The sequence below is a fragment of the Sphingomonas sp. PP-CC-1A-547 genome (assembly GCF_003610375.1).
Taxonomy (GTDB): domain Bacteria; phylum Pseudomonadota; class Alphaproteobacteria; order Sphingomonadales; family Sphingomonadaceae; genus Sphingomonas.
In genome coordinates this window covers 441,925-466,501 of sequence record NZ_RAPZ01000012.1, presented here as the reverse complement: position 1 = coordinate 466,501, position 24,577 = coordinate 441,925, and the positions used below count along the sequence as shown (strand labels likewise).

Genomic DNA, 24,577 nt, shown 5'->3' with positions numbered 1-24,577 from the left:
CAGTAGATGAGAAGATGGGTCGCCAAGCGCTGGGTGAAAGTCACCGGCATCGTCGTCGTGGCCGTGATGGCCACGGTCATAATCGGGCTCGCCGTGTTCCCCTGGGGATCGCTGAAAGGCGTGATCGAGCGGCAGCTGACCGCGCGCTTCGGGCGGCCGGTAACGATCGGCGGGATCGAGCGCGTCGACGGGTTCGGTTTCTCGCCGACGATCCGCATCACGCAGGTACGTATTCCGCAGGCAGCCTGGGCCGGGAGCGGCGATTTCGTCCGGTTGCGCGAGGCGGAGGCGACCTTCTCCGCGCTGTCGCTGTTGAAGGGCGGGTTCGGGCCGCGCGACGTGAAGGCGTCCGGGCTGTACCTGGCGCTGGTCCGTGACAAGCAGGGGCGGACCAATTGGGATCGGCCGGGCAAGGCCAAGAGCGGCGGCAGTTCGAACGACCTGCAGGGGCTGGTCATTCGCGACAGCGTGATCTCGTACCGCGACGCCAAGCAGGGGCGGCAGGTCACCGCGCAATTCTCCTCCGATCCGGTTACGGGCATCCGTGCGAACGGCACCGGCACCGTGCGTGGTGCGGCGGTGCGGATCGCGGTCTCGGGGCCGTCGATCGAGCAATCGCAGGGCAAGCCGTGGCCGTTCACCGCGTCGATCGACGGGGACAAGCTGTCGATCTCGGCGAAGGGCGTGATGGACCGGCCGCTCGATACCGATGCGATGACGCTCGACGTGACGGCGCGTGCGACCGACCTGAAGCTGATCGACGCGGTGATCGAGGCGGGGCTGTTCCGGACGCAGCCGGTGTCGTTCAGCGCGCACGTCCGCCACGATGCGCCGAAATGGGCGATCACGCAGCTGAAGGGCGTGGTCGGGCGGTCGGACTTTGCGGGTCATGTCACGGTCGACAAGCGGGACGGACGGAGCAAGGTGAACGGCGATATCGTGTCGCGCCAGTTCGACTTTGCGGACCTGTCGTCGGACGAGGCGCAGGCGAAGGGCGCGGCGCTGGAGCGGGCGATCGGGCCGAGACTGGTGCCGAATACGCGGATCGACATCGGCAAGATCGACAGCACCGATGCCGAGTTCGGGTTCCGCATCCAGCATATCGTCGCCGCGAAGGGGAAGTCGCCGATCGTGTCCGCCAAGGGTACGATCGCGATCGATCACCAGCTGCTGACGCTGGACCAGCTCGTCGCGAGGCTGCCGCAGGGGACCGTTACCGGCAAGGTCACGGTCGACCAGCGAGGCGATCGCAAGACGCCGACCGTCGCGATCGACCTGCGGTTGCGGGGTAGCAGCGTACAGGCGCTGGCAGGCGGGCGCGGCAATTTCAGCGGTAACGTGAGCGCGCGGGTGCGGCTGAAGGGGCCGGGCGAGACGATCCGGGCTGCGGTCGGGAACGCAGATGGCAGCATCGGGTTCGTCGCGCGGGACGGGGAGTTGCCGCAGGGGATCGCCGCGGCTCTGGGGTTCGATGCGGCGCGGGCGTTGCTGGCGAAAGATGGCGAGCGCGCGGGGCTGCGCTGTGTGGTGGTGAAACTCGCCGTGACGCAGGGGCGAGGGCGGGTCGATCCGATGATCGTCGATACCACCGCCAGCCAGCTGCACGGGCAGGGGAGCGTGGTGTTTCCCGCCGAGGCGGTCGACATTCGTCTGAGCGGCGCGCCGAAGCAACATGCGCTGCTGCAGTTGCCGGGATCGGCGTACATGACCGGGACGATCCAGCAGCCGCACGTGACGATCCCGCCGGAGGTGAAATCGGTGGGGAATATCTTCAAGGCGATCGGGCGTGCGATCACCGGCAAGCAGGGCCCGACGGCCAGCGACGCGGATTGCGCGGGATTGGCGGCGCGAGTGCTGCGATAGCCGAGACGTCAGACTAGGGCGTCGGCGGATATGAAAAACCCCGCCCCGCTGGGTGCGGGACGGGGTCGGACTTCAGCGATATCCGGGAGATATCAGCGATAGAAGATGTGGTTGCCGATCGAGGCGACCTTGATCGCGCGGACGCTGGGGCGGCGATCGGGGGTGTTGAAGTAGAGCGCCTTGTCGGCGGGGCTGTTCCACGCGTCGGCGAGGGCGACCTTGGCGACTGCGATCGCGGTGCGGTAGGCGGTGCCGGCGTTGATGTTAGGGATCTGGCCACCCCGGACGAAGCTGAACTGGCCGCGCTGCTTGACGACGGCACAGACGTTGGCGGGGAAACGACCCGACTTGGCACGATTGATAATGACTTCGGCGACGGCGAGCTGGCCGGTCAGCGGCTCACCCTTGGATTCGAAGTAGATCGCGCCGGCAAGGCACTGGAGCGCTTCGTCGGCGGCGGCGCTATCCTGCGCGGCAACGGCTTGGGCGAGCGTGTCGAATTCTTCGGCTTCTGCGACGGCAGGGCTGACTGCAGTGTTCTCGGCGTTCGTCTCGACAGGTGCGACGGTAGTGGCAACTGGAGCGATCTGCGGAACATTCTGCGGCGAGAGCGCGTTTAGATTGGCGAGAGCAGTGAGATTGGTGGTCGAGCGATCGATACCGGTTGCCTGACCGGGAGCGCTGTTGCCGAGCAAGCCGGCGAGAGAGAAGGTCATGACCGCGATCGTTGCGGCCCGCTGAAGAATCGTCATTCAAACTTATTCAGATGCGGTTGGACCGCGGAAGCAATCGTACGAGCCGATCGTCCAGGCATCCCCCCGACTGCGTAACTGATCCGGATCGCACCCGTCCCAGCACAACGCCAATCAATGTTGCAATTCCCCTCTATTGGGGGGGCTTTCGAGTCAATCGTCGAGGATCGTTTCAGCGGCGAACCGTTCCGCCGCTGCGATGTCCACCTCGATTACCCAGAGATCCGGGTCGCTTGCGCGGCGGCGACGCCAATATCCGTCGAGGTCTTCGAGTGGGGTGGAGTCGATTAGCGCGGTCCGTCCGTCGGGTCCGATGCCGCGTTCGAGCAGGCGGGGAGGGGCGCCCTTGTCGACCGCGATGACCAGGATCGCCCCGCCTTGGGGGTCGCCTTTCGCCATTACCGCACCGAAGCCGCCGGCGTCGTTGACGCGCCGCAGCAGGGCGCTGACGAGAACTCCGCTGGGGAGACGCCCGCTCATGCTGCGCTGCGGTATCCTGGGAGGCCGGCGAGCGCGATCCGGGAGCGCATGAACGTGCCGGTGCCTCTTGCCGCTTCTTCACCGTCGGCGTCGATCAGCCGCGCGTCCGCGACGAACACGCGCCGCTTACCGCTGATCCATCGTCCCTCGGCGATCACCGGGCCGATCTTCAGCGGGCGTGTGAGCAGCAGGTTGAACGCGGTGGTGAGCAGGAAACGATCGGTGACCAGGCTGTTGCAGGCGTAAAAGGCGGCATCGTCGAGCATCTTGAAATAGCTCGTGCCGTGCGCGGCGCCGCCGGCGTGGTAGTGACGCTCGTCGATCGTGAAATGGATGCGGGCGACGCCGGCTTCGGGGATTTCCAGCGAGGAGTCGAAGAAGCGATTGATCGGCGCTTGCGCGTAGAGGGACTCCAGCGCGCGGAAATGCGCATCTGCGCCTGCTGTGTTCGGGGTGTCAGACATGCAGACGTAGCCCGACCAAATGCGCTCCGTCATCCTGACGAAAGTCAGGATCCAGAGCCAAGAATGGCATCGATTGGGTACTCTGGATCCTGACTTTCGTCAGGATGACGGGGGCTGGGACGGACACGGGGTGGGCCTCACGCGGCATCGCGAACCTCGTCGGCGGTGAACAGCGCGTAGACCGCGTCGGGCGAACCGCCGCCGCGCAGTTTCTCGAGGAATGCCTTGTCGCGCAGGCGTCGCGAGACACGGGCGAGGGCCTTCAGGTGGACCGCGCCGGCATCGGTGGGGGAGAGCAGCATGAAGACGAGATCGACGGGAAGATCGTCGACCGCCTGGAAGTCGACCGGCTCTGCCAGCCGCGCGAACACGCCCGTTACCTGCGCGAGCCCTTCGAGCTTGGCGTGCGGAATCGCGACGCCGCCGCCGAACCCGGTCGAGCCGAGTTTCTCGCGCGCAGCCAGCCGATCGGCGATCATCTTGGGGTCTGCATCGAGTATCTCAGACGCAACCGTGGCGAGATGCTGGAACACTGCCTTCTTGTTTTTGGCGATCACGCCCGTCTGCACTGCGTCGGGACGCAGCATATCACTAAAATCGGTCATTGTGTTCAATGTCTCAAGCGCCCCCGCGCGCGTCCGCCTTAGCGGGTTGCGCGGGGGCGTAAAGGCGCGGCCTTGAGACCCGCGCCTTTATGGACCCTTCTTTATTGGGCCGGGGTGGCCGCTGCTCGCTGTGGCTCGACCCAACCGATCGTGCCATCGCCGCGACGATAGACCATGTTGTGCGCGCCCGTGCCCGCATTCATGAACAGCAACGCGGCCGTGTTGCGCAGATCGAGCATCATCACGGCGTCGGATACGCTGGCCTCCGGGATATCGACACGCGTTTCGGCGATGATCAGCGGTGCGTCCGCGACATCGTCTTCTTCGATGCTTTCCTGGAACAGCGTGTAGCCGGCATTGTCGTAGCCGTTGCTCTCAGCGATCGCGACCGCTTCGCCGGCATGGCGATCCTTCAGGCGGCGCATGTAGCGGCGGAGCTGGGTCTCGATCTTGGCGGCGGCGGCATCGAACGCGGCGCGCGCGTCATAGGCGTCGCCGTGCCCCTTGATCACGAGGCCCTTCATCACGTGCGAGACGATGTCGCATTTGAAGCCGGCGTCGTGCGGGCCCTTGCCGAACGTGACCTCGGCCGAGATGGCGCGCGAGAAATACTTGTCGGCGATACCCTGGAGTCGGTCTTCCACGTGGCTGTTAAGTGCTTCGCCAGTGTCAACCTGATGACCAGAAATCCGGATATCCATTGTCGTCTCCTTGTCGGCGTTACAGTCTTCGGGCGGTCCTATTGGCTCCACCCTGCCAGCGTCATCCGGACGCCACGGCCCCCCAGATCGGATCCTTGATCCCCTTCATAAACGCAGCATGGGCCGCAAGGTCTCCCTCGCTGACCGCGAAAACGCGGGCAGGGCGAACGACCCGAGGCGCCTGTGCGACGATCGGAGTCGACGCGGTGCTGCCCGTATCGCCGAGCAGGCCGAGGCCGATCTGGCGGCCGCCCATCAGCTCGACATAGACCTGCGCGAGCAACTGCGCGTCGAGCAGCGCGCCGTGCAGCACGCGGTGGCTGCGATCGATGCCGAAGCGCGAACAGAGCGCGTCGAGCGAATGCTTGGCGCCGGGGTGACGGCTGCGCGCGATCTGCAGCGTGTCGACCATCCGCTTCATGTGGACGATCTGGCGGCCGCACTTGGTCAGTTCGCCGTTGAGGAACGAGAAGTCGAAGCCGGCATTGTGCGCGATCATCGGTGCGTCGCCGACGAATTCGAGCAGGTCCTCGACCGCGTCGGCGAACTTCGGCTTGTCGGAAAGGAACTGCGCGCTCAGCCCGTGGACGTTGAACGCCTCGACCGGCATGTCGCGCTCGGGCTGGTAATAGGCGTGGAAGGTGCGGCCGGTCTCGACCCGGTTGAGCATCTCGACGCAGCCGATTTCGACCATGCGGTCGCCGCCGGAAAAACTGAGCCCGGTGGTTTCGGTATCGAAGACGATCTCACGCATCCCGATGGTATCGGCTCAGATTTCCAAGGATGCAAGCACCGCCCGGACTTGCGCGCGTGTTGCGTCAAAGCTGGTGTCGGTATGGATGACGTGATCCGCGCGGGCGCGTTTTTCGGCGTCGGGGGTCTGGCGGGCGAGGATCGCGGCGAACTTCTCCGCGGTCATGCCGGGGCGGGCGAGGACGCGGGCGCGTTGGACGTCGGGGGCGGCGGAGACGACGACGATCAGGTCGACGTTTCGGTCGCCGCCGGTCTCGAACAGCAGGGGGACGTCGAAGACGACTCGCTGGCCGGCGTGGTGGGCGAGGAAGGCGGCGCGTTCTTCGCCGACGGCGGGGTGGACGATCGCTTCGAGCCGCTTGATCGCGGCGTCCTCGCCGAACACCGCCGCGCCGAGTTTCGCGCGGTCGACCGCGCCGTTGGCGGTGGTGCCGGGGAACGCGGTTTCGATCGCGGGGACCAGTCGCCCGCCGACGCCTTGCATTCGGTGGACGGTGGCGTCAGCGTCGAACACGGGGACGGCCTCGTCGGCAAACATCGCGGCAACGGCGGATTTGCCCATGCCAATCGAGCCAGTGAGGCCGATGATCATTTGATCAACAACGCGCGGAGTTCGTCGTCGCGATCGCGCGGTGGTTCCACGTGGAACAATATCTCGAACGCGACGGCGGCTTGGCCGATCAGCATCTCCAGGCCGTCAACGGTTTCCAGATCGCGCGCGCGCGCCGCTTTCAGGAGACCGGTTTCGAGTGGGGAATAGACGATGTCGTAGACCAGCGAGTCCGGATCGAGCGCACCGAGATCGATATCGAGCGGTGGCTGGCCGGCCATGCCGAGTACGCTGGCGTTGACGAGCAGTCGCGAGGGCGGGGCGGCGGGGCCGATCGGGAGCGCCTGGCCCTTGAGCTTGAACGTGGATAGCAGAGCCGCACCCTTGAGCGGATTGCGGTTGAGGATGGTGACGGGGCCGACACCCATTCGCGACAGGGCGAACAGGATCGCGCGGGCTGCACCACCGGCACCGATTACTGTGACGGGTTGGCCGGCGATGTCGAGGTCGTCGATCGGGGCCCAGAAACCGGCGGCATCGGTGTTGGTGCCAATGCAGTCGCCCGCCTGGTTGCGGAACACGGTGTTGATAGCGCCGATCGTCCCGCGGACATTCCCGGGGTCGGAGACGTGGTCGAGCGCGGCGAGCTTGTGCGGCATCGTGATGTTGCACCCGCGCCATGCGGGGTCGGCTTTGCGTTCGACGAAGTAGGCGGGGAGGGCGTCCGGGGTGACGAGCTTGTGGCGGTACTCCGCATCGATCCCGAGCGCGTCGAGCCAGAAGCCGTGGATTAGCGGCGATTTCGACTGTGCGATCGGATCGCCGATCACTTCTGCATAGGAACGGGTCATTAAAGGCTCCGTGTTTCCCCGCGGAGGCGGGGATCCAGTCTGGGCACCCGCCTTCGCGGGTGAACGAGATTTAGTCTAGCGTGGGTGAACTGCCATGTGCAGCACCTACTTAATCCTCCCCCGCAAGGGGGAGGTGTCGCCGAAGGTGACGGAGGGGGAGGCAGGCGGAATCGAAGTTTCGCCTGCCTCCCCCTCCGTCTGGCAAGGGCCAGCCACCTCCCCCTGGCGGGGGAGGATCAGAAGTTTCGGGTCAGGCCGGCAGCTCGCCACGCACGCGGAGGAAATCGAGGACGTTCAGCAGCGGCATGCCGAGTACCGTGAACTGGCTCCCCTCAATTTTCGCGAACAGCTGCGCGCCGGGGCCCTCGATGCGGTAGCAGCCGACGCAGCCCGCGATCGCCGGCCATTCCGCATCGAGGTACGTCTCGATAAACGCGTCGGACAGCGGGCGGACGTGCATCTTCGCGCGCTCGACGTGGCGCCAGATCGCTTGGCCGTTTTCGGCGATGACCGCGGCGCTCCACAGGTCGTGGCGCTTGCCCGACATCAGCCGCAGATGAGCCGCTGCGTCGGCGCGGTCGACGGGCTTGTCGAGGATACTGCCGTCTTCCAGTGCAACCAGCGAGTCACTGCCGAGGACGAGATAGCCGGGCATTCTCGCCGAAACCTTGAGGGCCTTCAGTTCGGCCAACGCGTCCGCAAGATCGCGCGGGGACAGGTCGCGCAGCGCCGCCTTCGCCGCATCCTCGTCGACGCCGGCAAAGGTCGCCTCGAACGGTACGCCCGCAGCGGTCAGCATCGCGCGACGCGAGGCGCTTTGCGAGGCGAGGATCAGGCTCATGACTCGACCTTCGGAGCGGCGTCGGCGCGGCGCTGGTTGCACAAGGCGATGATCGCCGCCGCGGTTTCTTCGATCGAGCGGCGCGTCACGTCGATCACCGGCCAGCCATTGTCGGCGAACATGCGGCGCGCAAAGGCGAGCTCGCGCATCACCGCTTCCTCCTCGACATAGGACGTGTCGGGCTGCTGATTGAGCGACAGCAGGCGGTTGCGGCGGACCTGGATCAGCCGATCCGCACTGGTCGTCAGACCGACGATCAGCGGGTTGGTAAGCTTGTAGAGGTTCAGCGGTGGTGGGCTTTCCACGACGATCGGAATGTTGGCGGTCTTGTAGCCACGATTGGCGAGGTAGATCGAGGTCGGCGTCTTCGACGAACGCGACACGCCCGCCAGGACAATATCGGCCTCCTCCCATTCTTCCGATGCGATCCCGTCGTCGTGGGCGATCGTCCACTGGATCGCATCGACGCGCGCGAAATACGCCGCGTCGAGGACGTGCTGGCGCCCCGGCCGTGCCTTCGCCTGCTGCCCGAGCAACCCGGAAAGTGCGTCGTTCACGGGGTCGAGCGGGGCTACCGCGGGCAGTCCTAGCGCCAGGCACCTCTGCTCAAGAATCCGCCGGGTCGCGGGGTTCACCAGCGTGAAAACTACCAGCCCCGGGTTCTGCGCGATCTCCTGGAGGATGCGCTCGAGATGCGCTTCGGTGCGGACCATCGGCCAGAAATGGCGGACCGTCTCGACGTCGTCATATTGCGCTAGCGCCGCCTTCGCGATGTTCTCCAGCGTCTCGCCGGTCGAATCCGACAACAAATGTAGGTGGAGCCGCATCATCGGCGTTTTATCCCCAGCGGGCGGACCTGTGGGCGTGAATCTGTGGATAACATGGGGAGAACGGCTAGCGTAACTCGTCCGCCTCGCCAAGCGACGGGTTCGCCGTGGATAACACCAATTCTATCCACATCGCCGCACACAGGGCCAGATTTTATCCACAGGCTGTGGGTAACGGGGAGCCTTGAATCGAATCAGCGCGTTTGTGGGCGTGCCGAGGGGTCAAGCTGTTGGCAATTCCGGGATCACCGCATAAGTCCCGGGTTCAACCGCCCAACCACTGCAACAACCTATTTCTTGAATCTTCTTATAGTAGAAGAAGGGTGCTCCGCTGACCGATCCGACCCCCAATACGCCTGCCTTCAAGCCCCTCCTGGCGACCCTTCGCGGGGAGCGTCAGGCCGTGCCGCCGCTGTGGCTCATGCGGCAGGCGGGGCGGTATCTCCCCGAATACCGCGAACTCCGCGCCGAGAAGGGCGGGTTCCTCGCGCTCGCCACCGATCCCGACGCGGCGGCCGAAGTCACGCTTCAGCCGATCCGCCGGTTCGGGTTCGACGGATCGATCCTGTTCTCGGACATCCTGATGATCCCGTGGGCACTCGGGCAGGATCTGAGCTTCGGGGTCGGCGAGGGGCCTCGGCTCGAGCCGGCGCTGGTCGACCATGCGCTCGATCGGTTGCAGCCGGTGATGGGGCGGCTGGAGCCGGTCTACGGCACCGTCGCGAAGGTCGCCGCTGCCTTGCCTCCCGAGACGACGTTCCTGGGCTTTGCGGGGTCTCCCTGGACGGTCGCGACCTATATGGTGGCGGGGAAGGGCTCGAAGGATCAGTCCGAGACGCGGCGCTTTGCGTATCGCGACCCCGAGGCGTTCGGTGCGATCATCGATGCGATCGCGGACAACACCGTCGAGTATCTCGCGCGGCAGGTCAAGGCGGGCGTCGACGTGGTGCAGCTGTTCGACAGCTGGTCGGGCTCACTCTCGCCCGCGCAATTCGAGCGCTGGGTGATCACGCCGACCGCGTCGATCGTCGAGCGCCTCCACGCGCGCTGCCCCGGCGTGCCGATCATCGGCTTTCCGAAGGGGGCAGGGGGCAAGCTCCCCGCCTATGCGCGTGAGACCGGCGTCGATGCGATCGGGCTGGACGAGACGGTCGATCCGGTTTGGGCGCACGCGTCGTTGCCCGCGGACATGCCGGTGCAGGGCAATCTCGATCCGCTGGCGTTAATCGCAGGCGGGGCGGATCTCGATGCGGCGATCGACCGGATCCTCGCGGCGTTCGTCGAGCGTCCGCACGTCTTCAACCTCGGCCATGGCATCCTCCCCGACACGCCGATCGCGCATGTCGAGCAGCTGATCGCCCGCGTAAGGAGCACGACATGAGCGGATTTCTCGGCGCTGCGTATGACTGGGTGAAGGCGGCGCATCTGATCTTCGTGATCTTCTGGATGGCGGGGTTGTTCATGCTGCCGCGCTACCTCGTGTATCATCAGGAGGCGCTGGCGGCGGGCAACACGAGCGAGGCGGCGAACTGGGTCGAGCGCGAGAGCAAGATCCGCCACATCATCCTGACGCCGGCGATGATCGTCGTCTGGGTGCTGGGGATCGCGCTGGCGCTCAACCTGGGGCTGGCGGATGGTGCGCCGGGGCTGGGGTGGCTGCACCTGAAGCTCGCTCTGGTGTTCCTGCTGACGGGATATCACGGCTGGGCGGTCGGCTATGCAAAGAAGCTCGCCGCGGGGAAGCCGACGCTGGCGGGGAAGCAGTTGCGGATGCTGAACGAGGTGCCTGCGCTGGCGGTGACGCTGATCGTCGTGCTGGTGATCGTTAAGCCGTTCTGATCTTCCTGATCCTCCCCCGCCAGGGGGAGGTGGCGCCGAAGGTGACGGAGGGGGAGGACACGGAGCAGAGGTTACCCCTTACCTCCCCCTCCGTCTGGCAAGTGCCAGCCACCTCCCCCTGGCGGGGGAGGATTGGAGTTCCCGTCTCCGCTTGACTAACCCGCGCCCCAATTCTAACCCCTTCTCCCAACACGGCTTCCTGGCGTCCTGCCCGGTCGTGTCTTGCCAGACTCGTCTCGCCCAGTTCCGCTTCCCAAGCGCACCGCCGACCGAGCGTTCTCCCGTTGATTGCTATCCGGAAATCCCCATGCATCTCAAAGACCTGAAGAAAAAGAAACCCGCCGAGCTGGTCCAGCTGGCCGAGGAACTGGGGGTCGAGAGCGCCTCGACGCTGCGCAAGCAGGACCTGCTGTTCGCGATCCTGAAGGTCCAGGCGGACAATGGCGACCAGATCATGGGGCTCGGCACGATCGAAGTGCTGCCCGACGGCTTCGGCTTCCTGCGCTCGCCGGAGTCGAACTATCTGGCGGGGCCGGACGACATCTACATCTCGCCGAACCAGGTCCGGAAGTTCGGTCTGCGCACCGGCGACACGGTCGAGGGCGAGATCCGCGGGCCGAAGGATGGCGAACGCTATTTCTCGCTGGTGAAGCTCACCGCGGTCAATTTCGACGACCCCGACGTCGTCCGCCACCGCGTCAATTTCGACAACCTCACGCCGCTCTATCCCGAGAGCAAGCTGACGCTCGATCCCGCCGACCCGACCGTCAAGGACAAGTCGGCACGCGTGATCGACATCGTCTCGCCGCAGGGCAAGGGCCAGCGCACGCTGATCGTCGCGCCACCGCGCGTCGGCAAGACCGTCATGTTGCAGAACATGGCCAAGGCGATCACCGACAACCACCCCGAGGTGTTCCTGATCGTCCTGCTGATCGACGAGCGCCCCGAGGAAGTCACCGACATGCAGCGCAGCGTGAAGGGCGAGGTGGTCAGCTCGACCTTCGACGAACCCGCGCAGCGCCACGTGCAAGTCGCTGAAATGGTGATCGAAAAGGCCAAGCGTCTGGTCGAGCACAAGAAGGACGTCGTGATCCTGCTCGACTCGATCACGCGTCTGGGTCGTGCCTACAACACCGTCGTGCCGTCGTCGGGCAAGGTCCTGACCGGTGGTGTCGACGCGAACGCGCTGCAGCGTCCGAAGCGTTTCTTCGGCGCCGCGCGCAATATCGAGGAGGGCGGTTCGCTGTCGATCATTGCGACCGCACTGATCGATACCGGCAGCCGCATGGACGAGGTGATCTTCGAGGAGTTCAAGGGCACCGGCAACTCGGAGATCGTGCTCGATCGCAAGGTCGCGGACAAGCGCATCTTCCCGGCGCTCGACGTCGGCAAGTCGGGCACGCGCAAGGAAGAGCTGCTGGTCGACAAGGCCAAGCTCTCCAAGATGTGGGTCCTGCGCCGCATCCTGATGCAGATGGGCACGATCGACGCGATGGAGTTCCTGCTCGACAAGATGAAGGATTCGAAGACCAACGAGAATTTCTTCGATTCCATGAATCAGTGATCGAATGCGGCCCGCTGCACGCTGCAGCGGGACTCGCATCGATCCGGCCGGCGGGGCAGGGCCCCGACCGACGACATGGGCTTTGCCCATGTCCGGCCAAGCACACCAAAGCGGCACGCGAGAGCATGGCTTTCGCGTGCCGCTTTGCTATTAAACCTACGTAAACCGTCACCATCGCTCGCCGCTGGTGACCCACGTCACCGGGAGCTGACATCTTGAGTATCATCGCCATGCTGGCCACCGCCGCATCGGGAGCCGCAGGCCCCGGCTCGCCGCTGGAGATCTGGCAGCATATCGTCGCCGACTTCTCCAACCTGGGCGACCCGAAGGCGCTCGCCGCGTTCGGATCGGTCCTGATGATCGACCTCGTCCTCGCGGGCGACAACGCGATCGTCGTCGGCGCACTCGCCGCTGGCCTCCCTGCCGACCAGCGCAAGAAGGTCATCCTCATCGGCATCGGCGCCGCGCTCGTCCTGCGGATCTTCTTCGCGTTGATCGTGACGTGGCTGATGGGGATCGTCGGGCTGATCTTTGCGGGCGGCCTGTTGCTGCTCTGGGTCAGCTGGAAGTTCTGGCGTGAAATCCGCGAGGGCGCGGAGAATGCGGGCTCCGAGGAGATCGAGGGCGACGAGCGATCGGGTATCCGCTCCTCGAAGGGCTTTGCGAGCGCCGCTTGGGCCGTGGCTGTCGCCGACGTCTCGATGAGCCTCGACAACGTTCTGGCCGTCGCAGGCGCGGCGCGCGAGCATCCCGGCATCCTCGTCATCGGCCTGCTGCTGTCGGTCGCGATGATGGGTCTGGCGGCGAACTACATCGCGCGCGTCATCAACAAGTATCGCTGGATCGCGTATATCGGCCTCGCGGTGATCCTCGTGGTCGCGCTGAAGATGATCTACGAAGGCTGGGTCGGCACCGGCGAGACGCTCGGGATCATCTCGCTGCTGCGCTGATCGCGGGGGCAGTTGGGATAAGAAAAGGCCTCGTCGGGATCGTCCGGCGAGGCCTTTTTCATGTCTGTTGTCAGCACCCCGTCACCCCGGAACAGGAGTGACGGGGAGGGCATGGTTAGCCCAAATTCTCCGCGAAGAACTTCGCCGTTCGCTCATCCGCCAGCTTGGCAGACGCATCCGAGCGACGCTCGCCGAACTCGGTCGCGAAGCCGTGGTCCTCGCCAGCATAATCGTAGATCGTCACCTTCGGGTGATCGTCGAGCCCGGCGTGCATCGCCGCCTGCGCGGCCTTGTCGACGAAGTGATCCTCTTCCGGCACGTGCAGCAGCACCGGGTGTGCGATCGCGTGCTTTTCAGCCAGCAGGCCGTCGATCCCGACTCCGTAATAGCCGACGCTCGCATCAACGTCGGTCCGTGCCGCGGTCATGAACGCGAGGCGTCCGCCGAGGCAGTAGCCGACCACGCCGACCTTGGCGTCGTCGCCGAGTTCGACGCGCGCCGCACGGATTGTCGCTTCGATATCGGCGATGCCCTTATCCTGGTCGAACTGACCCATCAATCCGAGCGCACGGTCCATCTCGGGCTTGATGTCGGGATCGAGCTCGATGCCCGGCTCCAGCCGCCAGAACAGGTCGGGTGCGATTGCGAGATAGCCGGCCTCGGCTAGCGTATCGCACTTGCGGCGGATCCCTGCGTTCACGCCGAAGATCTCCTGGATCACGACGATCGCGGCCTTCGGCGTCCCTGCCGGGGTCGCGCGATACGCGGTGAATTCGCCATCGCTCGTGAGCGTGGCGATCTTGGTAGTGTTCGTCATAACAGTCCTCCTGGCGGCCGCTCATGGTCGAGTAGCCGGGATTTGGTGATCGGGCCTTCCCCCGCGGAGTACGCACCAAGCGCTCCGCCGGCTCCAAGGATTCGGTGGCAGGGGACGATGATCGGAAAAGGATTGCGTGCGCACGCCTGGCCGATCGCGCGCGGGCTGGAGCCGATCGCCTTGGCGAGTGCGCCGTAGCTGGCCGTCGTGCCGTAGGCGATGTCGACGATCGCCTGGCGAAGGTCGGCACCACGCGGGGTAGGGGAGAGCGCGAGGGGCAGGTCGAACACGGTCAGCCGTCCGGCGAAATACGCGTCGATCTGGCGGAGTGCTTCCAGGATCGCGGTGGCATCGCTGGTCGAACCATCCTCCACGCCGATATCGATCGCGTCGATCCGGTCCCCGGTGCCGGTCACGCGGACCAGACCGATAGGCGTTGCGATCGAGGCGGCATCGCGCGCATACATTCCCCCGCTATGCAGCGCCGCGATGGACCGCTCAAGCGTCATCGAGGGTGCGTCACATGAAGATGAATATCGAGATCGAATGCACGCCCGAAGAAGCGCGTCGCGCGGTCGGGCTGCCCGACCTGACGCCGATCCACGATCGCTATATCGCGATGATGATGGAAGCGATTCCGGACGGCCAGATGAAGCCGGAGATGCTCGAATCGATGATGCGCGGCTGGCAGCCGATGGGCGAGGCGGGAATGGCGATGTGGAAGCGCCTGTTCGACAGCGCGACGAAAAGCGGCTGAGTTTCCCGTGAAAACGATTTTCGCGGTATCGAGCGGACGACCGCCAGCGGCGATTGCCGTCGTTCGGGTGAGCGGGCCTCAGGCGTTTGCTGCGGCCGAGGCGCTGGCGGGACCATTGCCGGTGCCGCGCCATGCCAGCCTCCGGGGACTGCGGGACAGCGATGGGGCGTTGCTCGATCGCGCGCTGGTGATCGCGTTTCCGGGACCCGCGACGGCGACTGGCGAAGACCTGGTCGAGTTTCATTGCCACGGTGGTCGGGCGGTGATTGCGGCGGTGGAGCGTGCCTTGTCGGGGATGCCCGGTTTGCAGCACGCCGAGCCGGGGGAGTTCACGCGTCGCGCGCTGACCAATGGCCGCATCGACCTGACCGAGGCGGAGGGGCTCGCCGATCTTCTCGAAGCCGAGACGGAGAGCCAGCGTGTCGCGGCGATGACGGCGGCGGAGGGGCAGGTGAGCCGGGCCGTCCGCGGCTGGATGGACTCGGTCGCGATGCTGTCTGCGCGGATCGAGGCGATGCTCGACTTCGCCGACGAGGACGACGTCGCGAGCGATACGGCGGCGTTCGACGCGATCGTCTCGGAGATCGATACGCTCGCCGCGCAGATCGAGGCGGTGGTCGACGCCCCGCCGGTCGAGCGGCTCAAGGACGGGCTGCGCGTGGTCATCGGCGGTCCGCCGAATAGCGGCAAGTCGACGTTGCTCAACCTGCTCGGCGAGCGGGACGCGGCGATCGTCTCGCCCATCTCGGGAACGACGCGTGACCGTATCGACGTTCCGGTGACGCGGAATGGTGTCGCCTATGTGCTGACCGATACCGCGGGTTTGATCGACACGCTCGACCCGATCGAGGCGATCGGCGTCACGCGTGCGGAAGGTGCGCTCGCCGCAGCGGACATCGTGATGTGGCTGGCCGATACCGCGCCGCCCCGCGCCGATGCGATCTGGATTCATGCGCGCGCGGATCTGCCGGGGCGGGGAGAACTGCCCTCCGGTCGGACATTGGCGGTGTCGCAAAACGACCGGGGATCGCTTGATGCTCTTTGGGGTGAACTGCATCGGCGAGCGATTGCGATGCTGCCGCGTGGCGATGAGATCGCATTGAAGCAGCACCAGCGCCGGCAGTGCGCTGCGGCGGTCGAGGCTCTTCGGTATCGAAGCTCGGACGCGCTTATCGTCGCCGAACACCTTCGACAGGCTCGCGCGATTCTTGCTGGCGTGCTTGGGCTCGATGCGACCGGGGAGATGCTCGACGCGCTGTTCGGGCGTTTCTGCATCGGGAAGTGATGTTCCACGTGGAACATCTTTGACGCGTCGGTCGTGGCGTTCTACGGCCGTTACATGTTCGATGTAGTGGTGGTTGGCGGTGGCCATGCCGGAACCGAAGCCGCATCCGCGGCGGCGCGGAGGGGCGCGCGTACCGCGCTCGTGTTGTTCGACGCGGCGCATATTGGCGCGATGTCGTGCAATCCGGCGATCGGTGGGCTCGGTAAGGGGCACATGGTTCGCGAGGTCGACGCGTTCGACGGGCTGATCGGTCGCGCGGCCGATGCCGCCGCGATCCACTATCGCATGCTCAATCGGAGCAAGGGTTCGGCGGTGCAGGGGCCTCGGATCCAGGCCGATCGGCGTCTCTATTCCGGTGCGATCCAGGCGATGCTTGCGGCCACGGAAGGACTGTCGATCGTCGAGGGCGAGGCGACGGCGTTGCATTTTGACGGCGATCGTGTGGCGGGTGTCGTGCTGGCGGATGGCGCGATCGTGGCGGCACGAGCGGTCGTGCTGGCGACCGGCACGTTCCTGGGCGGACGGATCTTCCGCGGTGACGATCGCGAGGAAGGGGGGCGAATTGGCGAGCGGGCGGCCAAGCCACTTGCGGACCAGTTGCGCGCGCGGGACCTGCCGATTGCGCGGCTGAAGACGGGGACGCCACCGCGGCTCGATGGGCGGACGATCGACTGGGGCGCACTCGCCGAGCAGCCGTCTGACCTCGATCCCTGGACGATGTCGCCGATGACTCGCGCGCGTCCGCTCCCGCAGATCGCCTGTGCCATCACGCGGACGACCGATCGGACGCATGCAATCATTCGCGAGGCGTTCCACCGGTCGCCGCTGTTCACCGGTGCGATAGAGGCGGTGGGGCCGCGTTACTGTCCGTCGATCGAGGATAAGGTACATCGGTTCGGCGACCGCGACGGGCACCAGGTTTTCCTGGAACCCGAGGGGCTCGACGATGCGACGGTGTATCCGAACGGGCTGTCGACGTCGCTGCCGTTCGAGGTTCAGGCGGCGATGCTGGCGAGCATTCCCGGGCTCGAGCGCGTGGCGATGACCATGCCGGGTTATGCGGTCGAGTATGATTACATCGATCCGCGGGCGCTCGATACGCGGTTGGCGCTTGGTGCGATCGAGGGGGTGTTCTGCGCGGGTCAGATCAATGGCACGACCGGGTATGAGGAAGCGGCGGGGCAGGGGCTCGTCGCTGGGCTCAACGCGGCGGCGTATGCGTGCGATCTGGCGCCGGTGATTTTGGATCGTGCGTCGAGTTATCTTGGGGTGATGATCGACGACCTAACGCTGCAGGGTGTGACCGAGCCGTATCGGATGCTCACGGCGCGAGCGGAGTTCCGGTTGTCGTTGCGCGCGGATAATGCCGAGACACGACTGGGTGGAATTGCGGAGGCGGCTGGGTGTCTTGGACCCGAGCGGTTGGCGCATCAGCATGCGCTGGCCAAGGATCGTGCTCGTTTCCGCTCAGCGCTCGACGGGGAGCAGACCGCGACCCACGTGGCTGATCAGGGCGTTGCGATCGGTCGGGATGGTGCGCGGCGGACTGCGTTCGACTGGCTCAGGTTTGAGGGCGTGACGCTCTCGCATGTCGCGCCGGACGCAGCGATGGGCATCCCGACCGCGGTCGTTGACGAAGTGTTAGAGGACGCGCGCTACGCTCCGTATATCGAGCGGCAGGCGCAGGAAGTCGCGCGGTTGCGGGCTGACGAGGCGATCCGTTTGCCGGAGGACCTTGCTTATGATCGTGTGCCGGGCCTTTCGAACGAGATGATCGATCGCCTGAGCGCAGCGCGGCCGACCTCGCTTGCGGCGGCGGCGCGAGTGCGGGGGATCACCCCGGCGGCGTTGTCCGCGGTATTATTGCATACGAAACGAGTGCCAGCATGACCGAAGACGAAGCGCAGAGCTGGACGACCGAGCGGTTCGGGGCGGAGGCGACCGAGCGCCTGAGCGCGTTCGTGGCGATGGTCGTCGAGGAAGCGCCGCATCAGAATTTGATCGCGCCGTCGACTATCCCGACGATCTGGGATCGGCATGTGGTGGATTCGCTCCAGTTGGTTGCGCTTGCGGGCGCGGATACGTCGGCGCAGCGTTGGCTCGACATTGGCACCGGTGGGGGGTTTCCCGGCATGGTCGTAGCACTGGTTCGCGAGGGGCCGGTCGATCTGGTCGAGCCCCGGCGTCGTCGTGCGGACTTCCTCCAGTTGTGTGTCGCTCGGCTTGGCCTCGGCGAACAGGTGCGCGTTCATGCCTCCAAGGTTGAGAATGCCGCGGCCGACGCTTCGATCATTTCCGCTCGTGCGGTTGCGTCGTTGCAAAACCTTTTGCGTGGCGCGGCGCACTGCGCCACAACGGAGACGCGGTGGTTGCTTCCTCGGGGGCGTTTCGACGAGGAGGAGCTGGCCGCGCTCAAGCAGCATTGGCGGTTTATGTTCCACGTGGAACAAAGCGTCACGAACCCGGAGTCGTCGATCGTGGTTCTGGATCGGGTAAGCGCGCGATGATCACCATCGCGGTCGCCAATCAAAAGGGTGGGGTGGGCAAGACCACCAGCGCCATCAACCTCGCGACAGCGCTCGCGGCGACGGGGATGCGTGTGCTGCTGGTCGATCTCGATCCGCAGGGCAACGCGTCGACCGGGCTCGGCATCGGCCATTCGCAGCGCGAGCGGTCGAGCTATGACGTGCTGGTCGGTGAGACGTCGATCGAGGAAGCGGTGGTGCATACGCGTGTGCCGCGGCTCGATATCGTGCCGGCAACGGTCGACCTGTCCGGCGCGGAGATCGAGCTGGTCGATTTCGATGCGCGTACGCACCGGCTCGATCGCGCGGTGAAGGCGGCGCAGGGGCCATGGGACATCGCGCTGATCGATTGTCCGCCGTCTCTCGGGCTGCTGACGATCAACGCGATGGTCGCGGCGGACTCGCTGCTCGTGCCGCTGCAATGCGAGTTTTTCGCGCTTGAGGGGTTGTCGCAGTTGTTGAGTACGGTCGAGCGGATTCGCCAGCGGTTCAATCCGGGTCTGTCGATCCTGGGGGTGGCGCTGACGATGTTCGATCGGCGGAACCGGCTCACCGACCAGGTCTCCGCGGATGTTCGCGCGGTTCTCGGCAAAGTGGTGTTCGAGACGGTGATCCCGCGCAACGTGCGGCTGTCGGAGGCGCCTAGTCACGGATTACCGGCGTTGATCTACGATCACCGGTGTTCGGGGTCGCAGGCGTATATTGCGCTGGCGCGTGAGCTTATCGGGCGGCTTCCGGCAACTGCGCAGGTTGCGGCATGAGCGACGGTAACAAACGCGGCCGGCCGGGGCTGGGCAGGGGCCTCAACGCGCTGCTCGGCGAGATGGCGCGCGAGACGCCGGTATCGGCCCATGGTGCGGCGCAGCAATCGTCGGGTGTGCGAATGTTGCCGGTCAGTTCGCTGTCGCCGCATCCCGATCAGCCGCGTCGGCACTTCGACGAGGCGATGCTCGACGAGCTGGCCGCGTCGATCGCCTCGCGGGGGCTGATCCAGCCGATCGTGGTGCGGCCGCACGGGCATGACTTCCAGATCGTCGCGGGCGAGCGGCGCTGGCGGGCGGCGCAGCGTGCGCGGCTGCACGAGGTGCCGGTCGTCGTTCGCGACTTCGACGACGCCGAGACGCTCGAGATCGCGCTGATCGAGAACATCCAGCGCGAGGATCTCAACGCGATCGAAGAGGCTCAAGCGTATCAGCGGCTGGCGGGGGAGTATGGCCACACGCAGGAGGTGCTCGCCAAGATCGTCCACAAGTCGCGGAGTCATGTGGCCAACCTGCTGCGGTTGCTGGAGCTGCCGGCGCAGGTGCAGTCGCAGGTGGTCGATGGATCGCTGTCGATGGGGCATGCTCGGGCGTTGCTCGGGTCGCCCGACGTGGAGTCGCTGGCGGACCAGGTCGTGTCGCGGGGGCTGTCCGTGCGCGAGACCGAGAAGCTGGCGCGCGATGCGAAGCCTGGGCGGAGCCGTGGCGGTGGTGGGTCGTCCGAGCCTCGGGTGCCGGATGCGGATATCGCTGCGTTGGAGCGGCAGTTGGCGGACTTGTTGGGGTTGCAGGTCCGGGTGGCGCATACTGAGACGGGCGGGACGTTGACGTTGAATTACTCGACGTTGGACCAGCTCGATATGGTTTGCCAGCGGCTGACGGGTGGGGCGATCTAATCACGCGCTCCGTTCGTGTTGAGCGAAGTCGAAGCACCTGTGTTCCGGACCATCCTTCGACTTCGCTCAGGACGAGCGGGCGAAGGGGGAGGGAGGATCACTATTTCCGTCATCCCGGCGGAAGCCGGGACCCACGGTTGCGGTCCGTTTCGTTAGTGATTGCACCCTATCCATGGGTCCCGGCGTGCGCCGGGATGACGGAAGGTGGGGGGCGGGAAGAGGGAAGCGGAGGCTGAGGCAGACGCAGACGCGAATGTGGTTTCGGATGCGTTAGTTTCGCCGTGCGATCGCTTGGGATAGCGCCACCACCGCTGCCTCTGCCACCACACCGCCGGCATTCCCGGACGCCATGATCGCGCGCTCGGCGGTCCGGACGCGCTGGATTGCGGTGGCGAGCATTACCGGTGACCAGCGGCGCAATGACCGCGCGGTGCTGGCCTCTTCCTTGAAGAATACGCGGTGGCGTTTCATGACCGCATCGACCGCTTCGCCGCGGTCGATTTCGCCGCGCATGTCGGCCAGCGCAATCAGGCGGCGGACGAGTTGGCGGAGCCAGGGGATCGGCGAGGTGCCGGCTTCTTCGAGCACGGCGAGTTCGGCACCGAGATCGTCGACCCGGCCTTCGATCACCGCATCGATCGCGCGGCTCATTTCCGCATCGCCGAGGTCCGCGCCGACTGCATCGAGTGCGTGGTGATCGAGGTCGGCAGGGCGATCGGGGGCGGCGTCGAGATACAACGCAAGCTTCTCGATCTCGCGCGAAATGACGGCGCGGTCGCCACCGGTCGTATCGACAAGGCGGCGGGCGACGCCGGGGGCGGGGCGGAGGCCGTTCTCGTTGGCGATCGTCGTCGCGAGGCGTTCGGCGTCCTGTGCGGTCGGGGCGTAGCAGGCGAACGCCATCGCGCGCGGGGAGTCGATCGCGAGCTTGACGATCTTGGCGGTGGATTTGACGGTGGGGGCGATGGCGACGACGGGGTTGCCGACGCGTTCGGCCGCCAGGAGGTTGGTGAAGGCTTCGAGGCTTTCCTCGCCGGCCGACGCGACGCGGACGAACCGGGCCCCGGCGAACAACGATAGCGAGGCGGCTTCGTCGGTCAGCCGGCCGGGGGCGCCTTTCAGCGTCGAGCCGTCGAGATCGACGCGTTCGGCATCCGCGCCCATCGCCTTGGCGAGCACGCGGGCGAGGTCGCTTGCGCCGGCTTCGTCGGGGCCGTGGAGCAGGTACAGGCGGATGTCGCCGCCCGGCTTGGCAAGCGCACCGCGGATCTGGCCGGCGCTGGCCTTCACTTGGCGGGCGGAGTGGCCTGCGCCGCGGCGACCGCAGGCGTGTTGCGCGCATACAGCGCAACGCGCGCGACGATCTGGTCGGCGACGATCTGCGACAGGCGTTCGAGCGCGGTATTCTCGGCCGCGATCGTCGCATATTCGGAGCGGACGACGTCGATGCCGGCGTCGGAGCCGGCAGTCGCGTCGAGCAGCACAGAATTGTCGCCGATCCGGACGAGTTGATAGCGCGCGCGCAACGTGCGGCGTTCGCGCGAGACGCTGTCGTCGGTGCGGACGCCGAGACCGCTGATCGTGTCGTCGAGGCGGATGTCGATCCGGTAGAGCGCGGGTGCGCCGTTCGAGGGCAGGCGATCGCGCAGCGCGGTGGCCATCAGCCAGCCGTTCTTGCCCGCGATCGGCGCGATCTCGACCTGGCCGAGCGCACCGGCGACCGGTCCGCTGCTGCCGCCCGCATAGAGCGGATGCAGGCCGCAACCGGACACCATGGGCGCCAGCACCAGCGCACTGAGGATCGCAAGCCGCTTCATGCGACGATGTTCACGAGACGGTCGGGCACGACGATCACTTTCCGGGGCGGCTTGCCCTCGAGCAGGCGGACGATCTTCTCGGAGGCGAGCGCGGCGGCTTCGACCTCGTCCTTCGGTGCGCCCTTGGGGAAGACGAGCGTGTCGCGGAGCTTGCCGTTGACCTGCACCGCGATCGTGACTTCGTCGTCGACCAGCATCGCCGGATCGACGATCGGCCACGCCGCGTCGGCGATCAGGCCGTCATTGCCCGCGGTCGCCCATGCTTCCTCGGCGACGTGCGGGACCATCGGGCTGACGAGCAGCAGCAGCGTGCGGATCGCCTGTTCGCGGTCTGCGGAAGGCGCTGCTTTCTCGATCGCGCTGCACAAGCTGTAGAGCCGCGCGACCGCCTTGTTGAACTGCAAGGCATTGATATCGCTCTCGATACCGACAGTCGTGCGGTGGCAGAGTTTGCGCAAGGCGATGTCGTCGCCCTCGGCCTTTGCCGCATCGTCCGACTCGATCAGGCGCCAGAGACGCTGGACGAACCGCCACGCGCCTTCGATGCCGGACTCGCTCCAGGGGAGATCGCGTTCGGGGGGCGAGTCGGAGAGCACGAACCAGCGCACCGCGTCGGCGCCATACTGGTCGACGATCGGCTCGGGATCGACGGTGTTCTTCTTCGATTTCGACATCTTCGTCACGCGACCGACCGTCACGGGGCCGCCGGTCGCGATCTCGATATACCCTGCATCGGTCTTGCGGACCTCGTCGGGAGACAGCCACTTCGTCTTCACCGGTGCGTCGCTCGAATCGTCGTCGTCGGTGTCGGCCTCCGGCTGCGCGTCGCCGGCGTCACCTCGACTATACGTCTCGTGCGTGACCATGCCTTGCGTGAACAGCCCGGCGAACGGCTCGGCGATGTCGAGCATGCCGATATGCTTCAGCGCGCGCGTCCAGAAGCGGGCGTAGAGCAGATGCAGGATCGCGTGCTCGACGCCGCCGATATACTGGTTGACCGGCAGCCACTTCTCCGCGCCCGTCCGGTCGAACGGCTTGGCGTCCGGCTGGCTGGCGAAGCGGATGAAATACCAGGACGAGTCGACGAAGGTGTCGAGCGTATCGGTCTCGCGCCGGGCAGGGCCTGCGCAGGACGGGCAGGGGACGTGCTTCCAGGTCGGATGGCGATCGAGCGGGTTGCCGGGAACGTCGAAGCTGACGTCCTCGGGCAGGACGATCGGCAGCTGGTCCTTGGGCACCGGCACTGCGCCGCACGCGTCGCAGTGGATGATCGGGATCGGCGTGCCCCAGTAGCGCTGGCGGCTGACGCCCCAGTCGCGCAGGCGGAACACGGTCGTGCCCTTACCCCAGCCTTCGCCCTCGGCACGCTCGATCACGACGCGCTTGGCGTCCTCGATGTCCATGCCGTCGAGGAAGTGTGAGTTCACGATAGTGCCGGCGCCGGTCCAGGCGGTGTCGCCGACGAACACGGGGGCCTCGTCATCGCCTTCGCTGACGACGCGCTTGACGGGCAGGTCGTATTTGCGCGCGAAATCGAGATCGCGCTGGTCATGCGCGGGGACGCCGAACACCGCGCCGGTGCCGTATTCCATCAGCACGAAGTTCGCGATGTAGACGGGGAGGTGCCACGTCTTGTCAAGCGGATGCACCGCGCGGATGCCGGTGTCGAAGCCGAGCTTTTCCTGCGTGTCGAGTTCGGCCGCGGTGGTGCCGCCGCGCTTGCATAGTTCGATGAAGGCCGCGGCGTCGGGGTTCGTCTCGGCGATGGCGCGCGCGATCGGGTGATCCGCGGCGACTGCGACGAAGCTGGAGCCGAACATCGTGTCGGGACGCGTGGTGAAGACCTCGACCGACTCAATTCCCCTTCCGCTTGCGGGAGGGGTTAGGGGAGGGGAGGCATCCTCGGACGCTGCCGCCGCGTTCGTATCAGGCCCTCCCCCGACCCCTCCCGCAAGCGGGAGGGGAGCAGTGAGGTTGAACTTGAACTGCAGGCCCTGGCTACGGCCGATCCAGTTTTCCTGCATCAGCTTGACCTTGTCGGGCCAATGTTCGAGCGCGCCCAACCCGTCGACCAGTTCGTCGGCGAAGTCGGTAATCTTCAGGAACCACTGCGACAGCTTGCGCCGCTCGACCAGCGCGCCCGAGCGCCAGCCGCGACCGTCGATCACCTGCTCGTTGGCGAGCACGGTCATGTCGACCGGATCCCAGTTTACCGCCGATTCCTTGCGGTACACGAGGCCCGCCGCGAACAGGTCGAGGAACAGCGCCTGCTCGTGGCCGTAATATTCAGGCTCGCACGTCGCCAGTTCGCGCGTCCAGTCGAGCGCGAAGCCCAGCCGCTTCAGCTGCGCCTTCATCGTCGCGATGTTGGCGCGCGTCCAATTGCCCGGATGCACGCCCTTTTCCATCGCCGCGTTTTCGGCAGGCATGCCGAACGCGTCCCAGCCCATCGGATGGAGCACTTCCATGCCCTTCATCCGACGGAACCGCGCGAGCACGTCGCCCATCGTGTAGTTCCGGACATGCCCCATGTGGATGCGCCCCGACGGATAGGGGAACATCTCGAGCACGTACGAGCGCGGCTTGATCGACAGATCGTCGGCGGCGAACGTCTTGCGCTCGTCCCAGACCTTCTGCCACGCCGCGTCCGCCTTCAACGCATTGAAACGCGACGCCATT

At 66.0% G+C, this 24,577-nt stretch carries 26 protein-coding genes; 11 read left to right on the top strand and 15 right to left on the bottom strand.

The window, feature by feature from the left end; genetic code table 11:
* Positions 1-6: 6 nt before the first annotated feature.
* A complete protein-coding gene (locus tag C8J39_RS13165; protein ID WP_120300849.1) occupies positions 7-1,863 on the top strand; it encodes an AsmA family protein in 1,857 nt (618 codons plus the stop codon).
* A 92-nt stretch (positions 1,864-1,955) separates the two neighbouring features.
* Here C8J39_RS13165 and C8J39_RS13160 read toward each other — a convergent pair whose 3' ends face one another.
* The 10 genes from C8J39_RS13160 to C8J39_RS13115 form a co-directional block, all read right to left on the bottom strand.
* Complete coding sequence (locus tag C8J39_RS13160) at positions 1,956-2,579, bottom strand: cell wall hydrolase (protein ID WP_259457546.1); 624 nt, start codon at positions 2,577-2,579, stop codon at positions 1,956-1,958.
* Positions 2,580-2,768: 189 nt separating this feature from the next.
* Positions 2,769-3,095, bottom strand: a complete 327-nt coding sequence (locus C8J39_RS13155) for a DUF1491 family protein (RefSeq protein ID WP_056487629.1) — start codon at positions 3,093-3,095, stop codon at positions 2,769-2,771.
* Entirely contained in the window at positions 3,092-3,559 is a 468-nt protein-coding gene (locus C8J39_RS13150) for a PaaI family thioesterase (protein WP_120300964.1), read from the bottom strand. Before C8J39_RS13150 ends, C8J39_RS13155 begins: the two co-directional genes overlap by 4 nt.
* Before the next feature lie 137 nt (positions 3,560-3,696).
* Entirely contained in the window at positions 3,697-4,164 is a 468-nt protein-coding gene (locus tag C8J39_RS13145) for a PTS sugar transporter subunit IIA (protein WP_056064361.1), read from the bottom strand.
* A gap of 101 nt (positions 4,165-4,265) precedes the next feature.
* On the bottom strand, positions 4,266-4,865 hold the full coding sequence (hpf, locus tag C8J39_RS13140; RefSeq protein WP_056064359.1) for a ribosome hibernation-promoting factor, HPF/YfiA family: 600 nt from the start codon (positions 4,863-4,865) through the stop codon (positions 4,266-4,268).
* Between the two features lie 61 nt (positions 4,866-4,926).
* Positions 4,927-5,619, bottom strand: a complete 693-nt coding sequence (gene dnaQ, locus C8J39_RS13135; protein WP_120300848.1) for a DNA polymerase III subunit epsilon — start codon at positions 5,617-5,619, stop codon at positions 4,927-4,929.
* 15 nt (positions 5,620-5,634) lie between these two features.
* Positions 5,635-6,210 carry a dephospho-CoA kinase gene (gene coaE / locus C8J39_RS13130; RefSeq protein ID WP_120300847.1) on the bottom strand — a complete coding sequence of 192 codons (576 nt, stop codon included), beginning with the start codon at positions 6,208-6,210 and terminating at the stop codon, positions 5,635-5,637.
* The gene (locus tag C8J39_RS13125) at positions 6,207-7,019 is read right to left on the bottom strand and encodes a shikimate dehydrogenase (RefSeq protein ID WP_120300846.1); all 813 of its coding nucleotides are present in this window, start codon (positions 7,017-7,019) and stop codon (positions 6,207-6,209) included. The genes coaE and C8J39_RS13125 overlap by 4 nt, the downstream gene beginning before the upstream one ends.
* 250 nt (positions 7,020-7,269) lie before the next feature.
* Positions 7,270-7,860 (bottom strand): nucleoside triphosphate pyrophosphatase, encoded by a 591-nt coding sequence (locus C8J39_RS13120; protein WP_120300845.1) that lies wholly within the window; start codon positions 7,858-7,860, stop codon positions 7,270-7,272.
* Positions 7,857-8,690, bottom strand: a complete 834-nt coding sequence (locus C8J39_RS13115) for a pyruvate, water dikinase regulatory protein (protein WP_120300844.1) — start codon at positions 8,688-8,690, stop codon at positions 7,857-7,859. Before C8J39_RS13115 ends, C8J39_RS13120 begins: the two co-directional genes overlap by 4 nt.
* 328 nt (positions 8,691-9,018) lie before the next feature.
* Here C8J39_RS13115 and hemE point away from each other — a divergent pair, with 328 nt between their 5' ends.
* The 4 genes from hemE (at position 9,019) to C8J39_RS13095 (ending at position 13,040) form a co-directional block, all read left to right on the top strand.
* Complete coding sequence (gene hemE, locus C8J39_RS13110; protein WP_120300843.1) at positions 9,019-10,068, top strand: uroporphyrinogen decarboxylase; 1,050 nt, start codon at positions 9,019-9,021, stop codon at positions 10,066-10,068.
* Entirely contained in the window at positions 10,065-10,526 is a 462-nt protein-coding gene (locus tag C8J39_RS13105) for a CopD family protein (RefSeq protein WP_120300842.1), read from the top strand. The genes hemE and C8J39_RS13105 overlap by 4 nt, the downstream gene beginning before the upstream one ends.
* A 307-nt stretch (positions 10,527-10,833) precedes the next feature.
* Entirely contained in the window at positions 10,834-12,090 is a 1,257-nt protein-coding gene (gene rho / locus C8J39_RS13100) for a transcription termination factor Rho (RefSeq protein ID WP_031395107.1), read from the top strand.
* A 230-nt stretch (positions 12,091-12,320) separates the two neighbouring features.
* Entirely contained in the window at positions 12,321-13,040 is a 720-nt protein-coding gene (locus C8J39_RS13095) for a TerC family protein (RefSeq protein WP_183038001.1), read from the top strand.
* Between the two features lie 115 nt (positions 13,041-13,155).
* On the opposite strand, the gene C8J39_RS13090 is transcribed toward C8J39_RS13095, so the two are convergent.
* Positions 13,156-13,857 carry a dienelactone hydrolase family protein gene (locus C8J39_RS13090; protein ID WP_120300841.1) on the bottom strand — a complete coding sequence of 234 codons (702 nt, stop codon included), beginning with the start codon at positions 13,855-13,857 and terminating at the stop codon, positions 13,156-13,158.
* Positions 13,854-14,324, bottom strand: a complete 471-nt coding sequence (locus C8J39_RS13085; RefSeq protein ID WP_120300840.1) for a methylated-DNA--[protein]-cysteine S-methyltransferase — start codon at positions 14,322-14,324, stop codon at positions 13,854-13,856. Before C8J39_RS13085 ends, C8J39_RS13090 begins: the two co-directional genes overlap by 4 nt.
* 56 nt (positions 14,325-14,380) lie before the next feature.
* On the opposite strand from C8J39_RS13085, the gene C8J39_RS13080 reads away from it, so the two are divergent.
* From C8J39_RS13080 to C8J39_RS13055, 6 genes are read left to right on the top strand one after another with little or no spacing between them, the layout of a single operon-like run.
* Positions 14,381-14,614, top strand: coding sequence for a DUF6489 family protein (locus tag C8J39_RS13080; RefSeq protein WP_056053820.1), 234 nt, complete (start codon positions 14,381-14,383; stop codon positions 14,612-14,614).
* Positions 14,615-14,621: 7 nt separating this feature from the next.
* The gene (gene mnmE, locus C8J39_RS13075) at positions 14,622-15,899 is read left to right on the top strand and encodes a tRNA uridine-5-carboxymethylaminomethyl(34) synthesis GTPase MnmE (protein ID WP_120300839.1); all 1,278 of its coding nucleotides are present in this window, start codon (positions 14,622-14,624) and stop codon (positions 15,897-15,899) included.
* 54 nt (positions 15,900-15,953) lie between these two features.
* Complete coding sequence (mnmG, locus tag C8J39_RS13070; RefSeq protein ID WP_120300838.1) at positions 15,954-17,789, top strand: tRNA uridine-5-carboxymethylaminomethyl(34) synthesis enzyme MnmG; 1,836 nt, start codon at positions 15,954-15,956, stop codon at positions 17,787-17,789.
* The gene (rsmG, locus tag C8J39_RS13065) at positions 17,786-18,406 is read left to right on the top strand and encodes a 16S rRNA (guanine(527)-N(7))-methyltransferase RsmG (RefSeq protein WP_120300837.1); all 621 of its coding nucleotides are present in this window, start codon (positions 17,786-17,788) and stop codon (positions 18,404-18,406) included. Before mnmG ends, rsmG begins: the two co-directional genes overlap by 4 nt.
* Positions 18,403-19,185, top strand: coding sequence for a ParA family protein (locus tag C8J39_RS13060; RefSeq protein ID WP_056487592.1), 783 nt, complete (start codon positions 18,403-18,405; stop codon positions 19,183-19,185). The genes rsmG and C8J39_RS13060 overlap by 4 nt, the downstream gene beginning before the upstream one ends.
* On the top strand, positions 19,182-20,081 hold the full coding sequence (locus C8J39_RS13055; RefSeq protein ID WP_120300836.1) for a ParB/RepB/Spo0J family partition protein: 900 nt from the start codon (positions 19,182-19,184) through the stop codon (positions 20,079-20,081). The genes C8J39_RS13060 and C8J39_RS13055 overlap by 4 nt, the downstream gene beginning before the upstream one ends.
* Positions 20,082-20,351: 270 nt before the next feature.
* On the opposite strand, the gene holA is transcribed toward C8J39_RS13055, so the two are convergent.
* Genes holA through leuS form a run of 3 tightly spaced genes read right to left on the bottom strand, consistent with a single transcriptional unit; the run spans position 20,352 to position 24,576 of the window.
* Entirely contained in the window at positions 20,352-21,371 is a 1,020-nt protein-coding gene (gene holA / locus C8J39_RS13050) for a DNA polymerase III subunit delta (protein WP_120300835.1), read from the bottom strand.
* Positions 21,368-21,898, bottom strand: a complete 531-nt coding sequence (gene lptE / locus C8J39_RS13045; RefSeq protein ID WP_120300834.1) for an LPS assembly lipoprotein LptE — start codon at positions 21,896-21,898, stop codon at positions 21,368-21,370. The genes holA and lptE overlap by 4 nt, the downstream gene beginning before the upstream one ends.
* Positions 21,895-24,576 carry a leucine--tRNA ligase gene (gene leuS, locus C8J39_RS13040; protein WP_120300833.1) on the bottom strand — a complete coding sequence of 894 codons (2,682 nt, stop codon included), beginning with the start codon at positions 24,574-24,576 and terminating at the stop codon, positions 21,895-21,897. Before leuS ends, lptE begins: the two co-directional genes overlap by 4 nt.
* Position 24,577 lies beyond the last annotated feature (1 nt).

What these genes read in the sequence shown, in the direction of transcription:
- C8J39_RS13155 (WP_056487629.1), bottom strand. Translation starts at nt 3,095, where the DNA reads ATGAGCGGGCGTCTCCCCAGCGGAGTTCTCGTCAGCGCCCTGCTGCGG.
- leuS (WP_120300833.1), bottom strand. Translation starts at nt 24,576, where the DNA reads ATGGCGTCGCGTTTCAATGCGTTGAAGGCGGACGCGGCGTGGCAGAAG.
- hpf (WP_056064359.1), bottom strand. Translation starts at nt 4,865, where the DNA reads ATGGATATCCGGATTTCTGGTCATCAGGTTGACACTGGCGAAGCACTT.
- C8J39_RS13115 (WP_120300844.1), bottom strand. Translation starts at nt 8,690, where the DNA reads ATGATGCGGCTCCACCTACATTTGTTGTCGGATTCGACCGGCGAGACG.
- coaE (WP_120300847.1), bottom strand. Translation starts at nt 6,210, where the DNA reads ATGATCATCGGCCTCACTGGCTCGATTGGCATGGGCAAATCCGCCGTT.
- C8J39_RS13165 (WP_120300849.1), top strand. Translation starts at nt 7, where the DNA reads ATGAGAAGATGGGTCGCCAAGCGCTGGGTGAAAGTCACCGGCATCGTC.
- C8J39_RS13090 (WP_120300841.1), bottom strand. Translation starts at nt 13,857, where the DNA reads ATGACGAACACTACCAAGATCGCCACGCTCACGAGCGATGGCGAATTC.
- lptE (WP_120300834.1), bottom strand. Translation starts at nt 21,898, where the DNA reads ATGAAGCGGCTTGCGATCCTCAGTGCGCTGGTGCTGGCGCCCATGGTG.
- C8J39_RS13080 (WP_056053820.1), top strand. Translation starts at nt 14,381, where the DNA reads ATGAAGATGAATATCGAGATCGAATGCACGCCCGAAGAAGCGCGTCGC.
- C8J39_RS13105 (WP_120300842.1), top strand. Translation starts at nt 10,065, where the DNA reads ATGAGCGGATTTCTCGGCGCTGCGTATGACTGGGTGAAGGCGGCGCAT.
- C8J39_RS13120 (WP_120300845.1), bottom strand. Translation starts at nt 7,860, where the DNA reads ATGAGCCTGATCCTCGCCTCGCAAAGCGCCTCGCGTCGCGCGATGCTG.
- C8J39_RS13150 (WP_120300964.1), bottom strand. Translation starts at nt 3,559, where the DNA reads ATGTCTGACACCCCGAACACAGCAGGCGCAGATGCGCATTTCCGCGCG.
- rho (WP_031395107.1), top strand. Translation starts at nt 10,834, where the DNA reads ATGCATCTCAAAGACCTGAAGAAAAAGAAACCCGCCGAGCTGGTCCAG.
- C8J39_RS13160 (WP_259457546.1), bottom strand. Translation starts at nt 2,579, where the DNA reads ATGACCTTCTCTCTCGCCGGCTTGCTCGGCAACAGCGCTCCCGGTCAG.
- mnmG (WP_120300838.1), top strand. Translation starts at nt 15,954, where the DNA reads ATGTTCGATGTAGTGGTGGTTGGCGGTGGCCATGCCGGAACCGAAGCC.
- C8J39_RS13095 (WP_183038001.1), top strand. Translation starts at nt 12,321, where the DNA reads ATGCTGGCCACCGCCGCATCGGGAGCCGCAGGCCCCGGCTCGCCGCTG.
- rsmG (WP_120300837.1), top strand. Translation starts at nt 17,786, where the DNA reads ATGACCGAAGACGAAGCGCAGAGCTGGACGACCGAGCGGTTCGGGGCG.
- C8J39_RS13125 (WP_120300846.1), bottom strand. Translation starts at nt 7,019, where the DNA reads ATGACCCGTTCCTATGCAGAAGTGATCGGCGATCCGATCGCACAGTCG.
- C8J39_RS13145 (WP_056064361.1), bottom strand. Translation starts at nt 4,164, where the DNA reads ATGACCGATTTTAGTGATATGCTGCGTCCCGACGCAGTGCAGACGGGC.
- C8J39_RS13085 (WP_120300840.1), bottom strand. Translation starts at nt 14,324, where the DNA reads ATGTATGCGCGCGATGCCGCCTCGATCGCAACGCCTATCGGTCTGGTC.
- C8J39_RS13060 (WP_056487592.1), top strand. Translation starts at nt 18,403, where the DNA reads ATGATCACCATCGCGGTCGCCAATCAAAAGGGTGGGGTGGGCAAGACC.
- dnaQ (WP_120300848.1), bottom strand. Translation starts at nt 5,619, where the DNA reads ATGCGTGAGATCGTCTTCGATACCGAAACCACCGGGCTCAGTTTTTCC.
- C8J39_RS13055 (WP_120300836.1), top strand. Translation starts at nt 19,182, where the DNA reads ATGAGCGACGGTAACAAACGCGGCCGGCCGGGGCTGGGCAGGGGCCTC.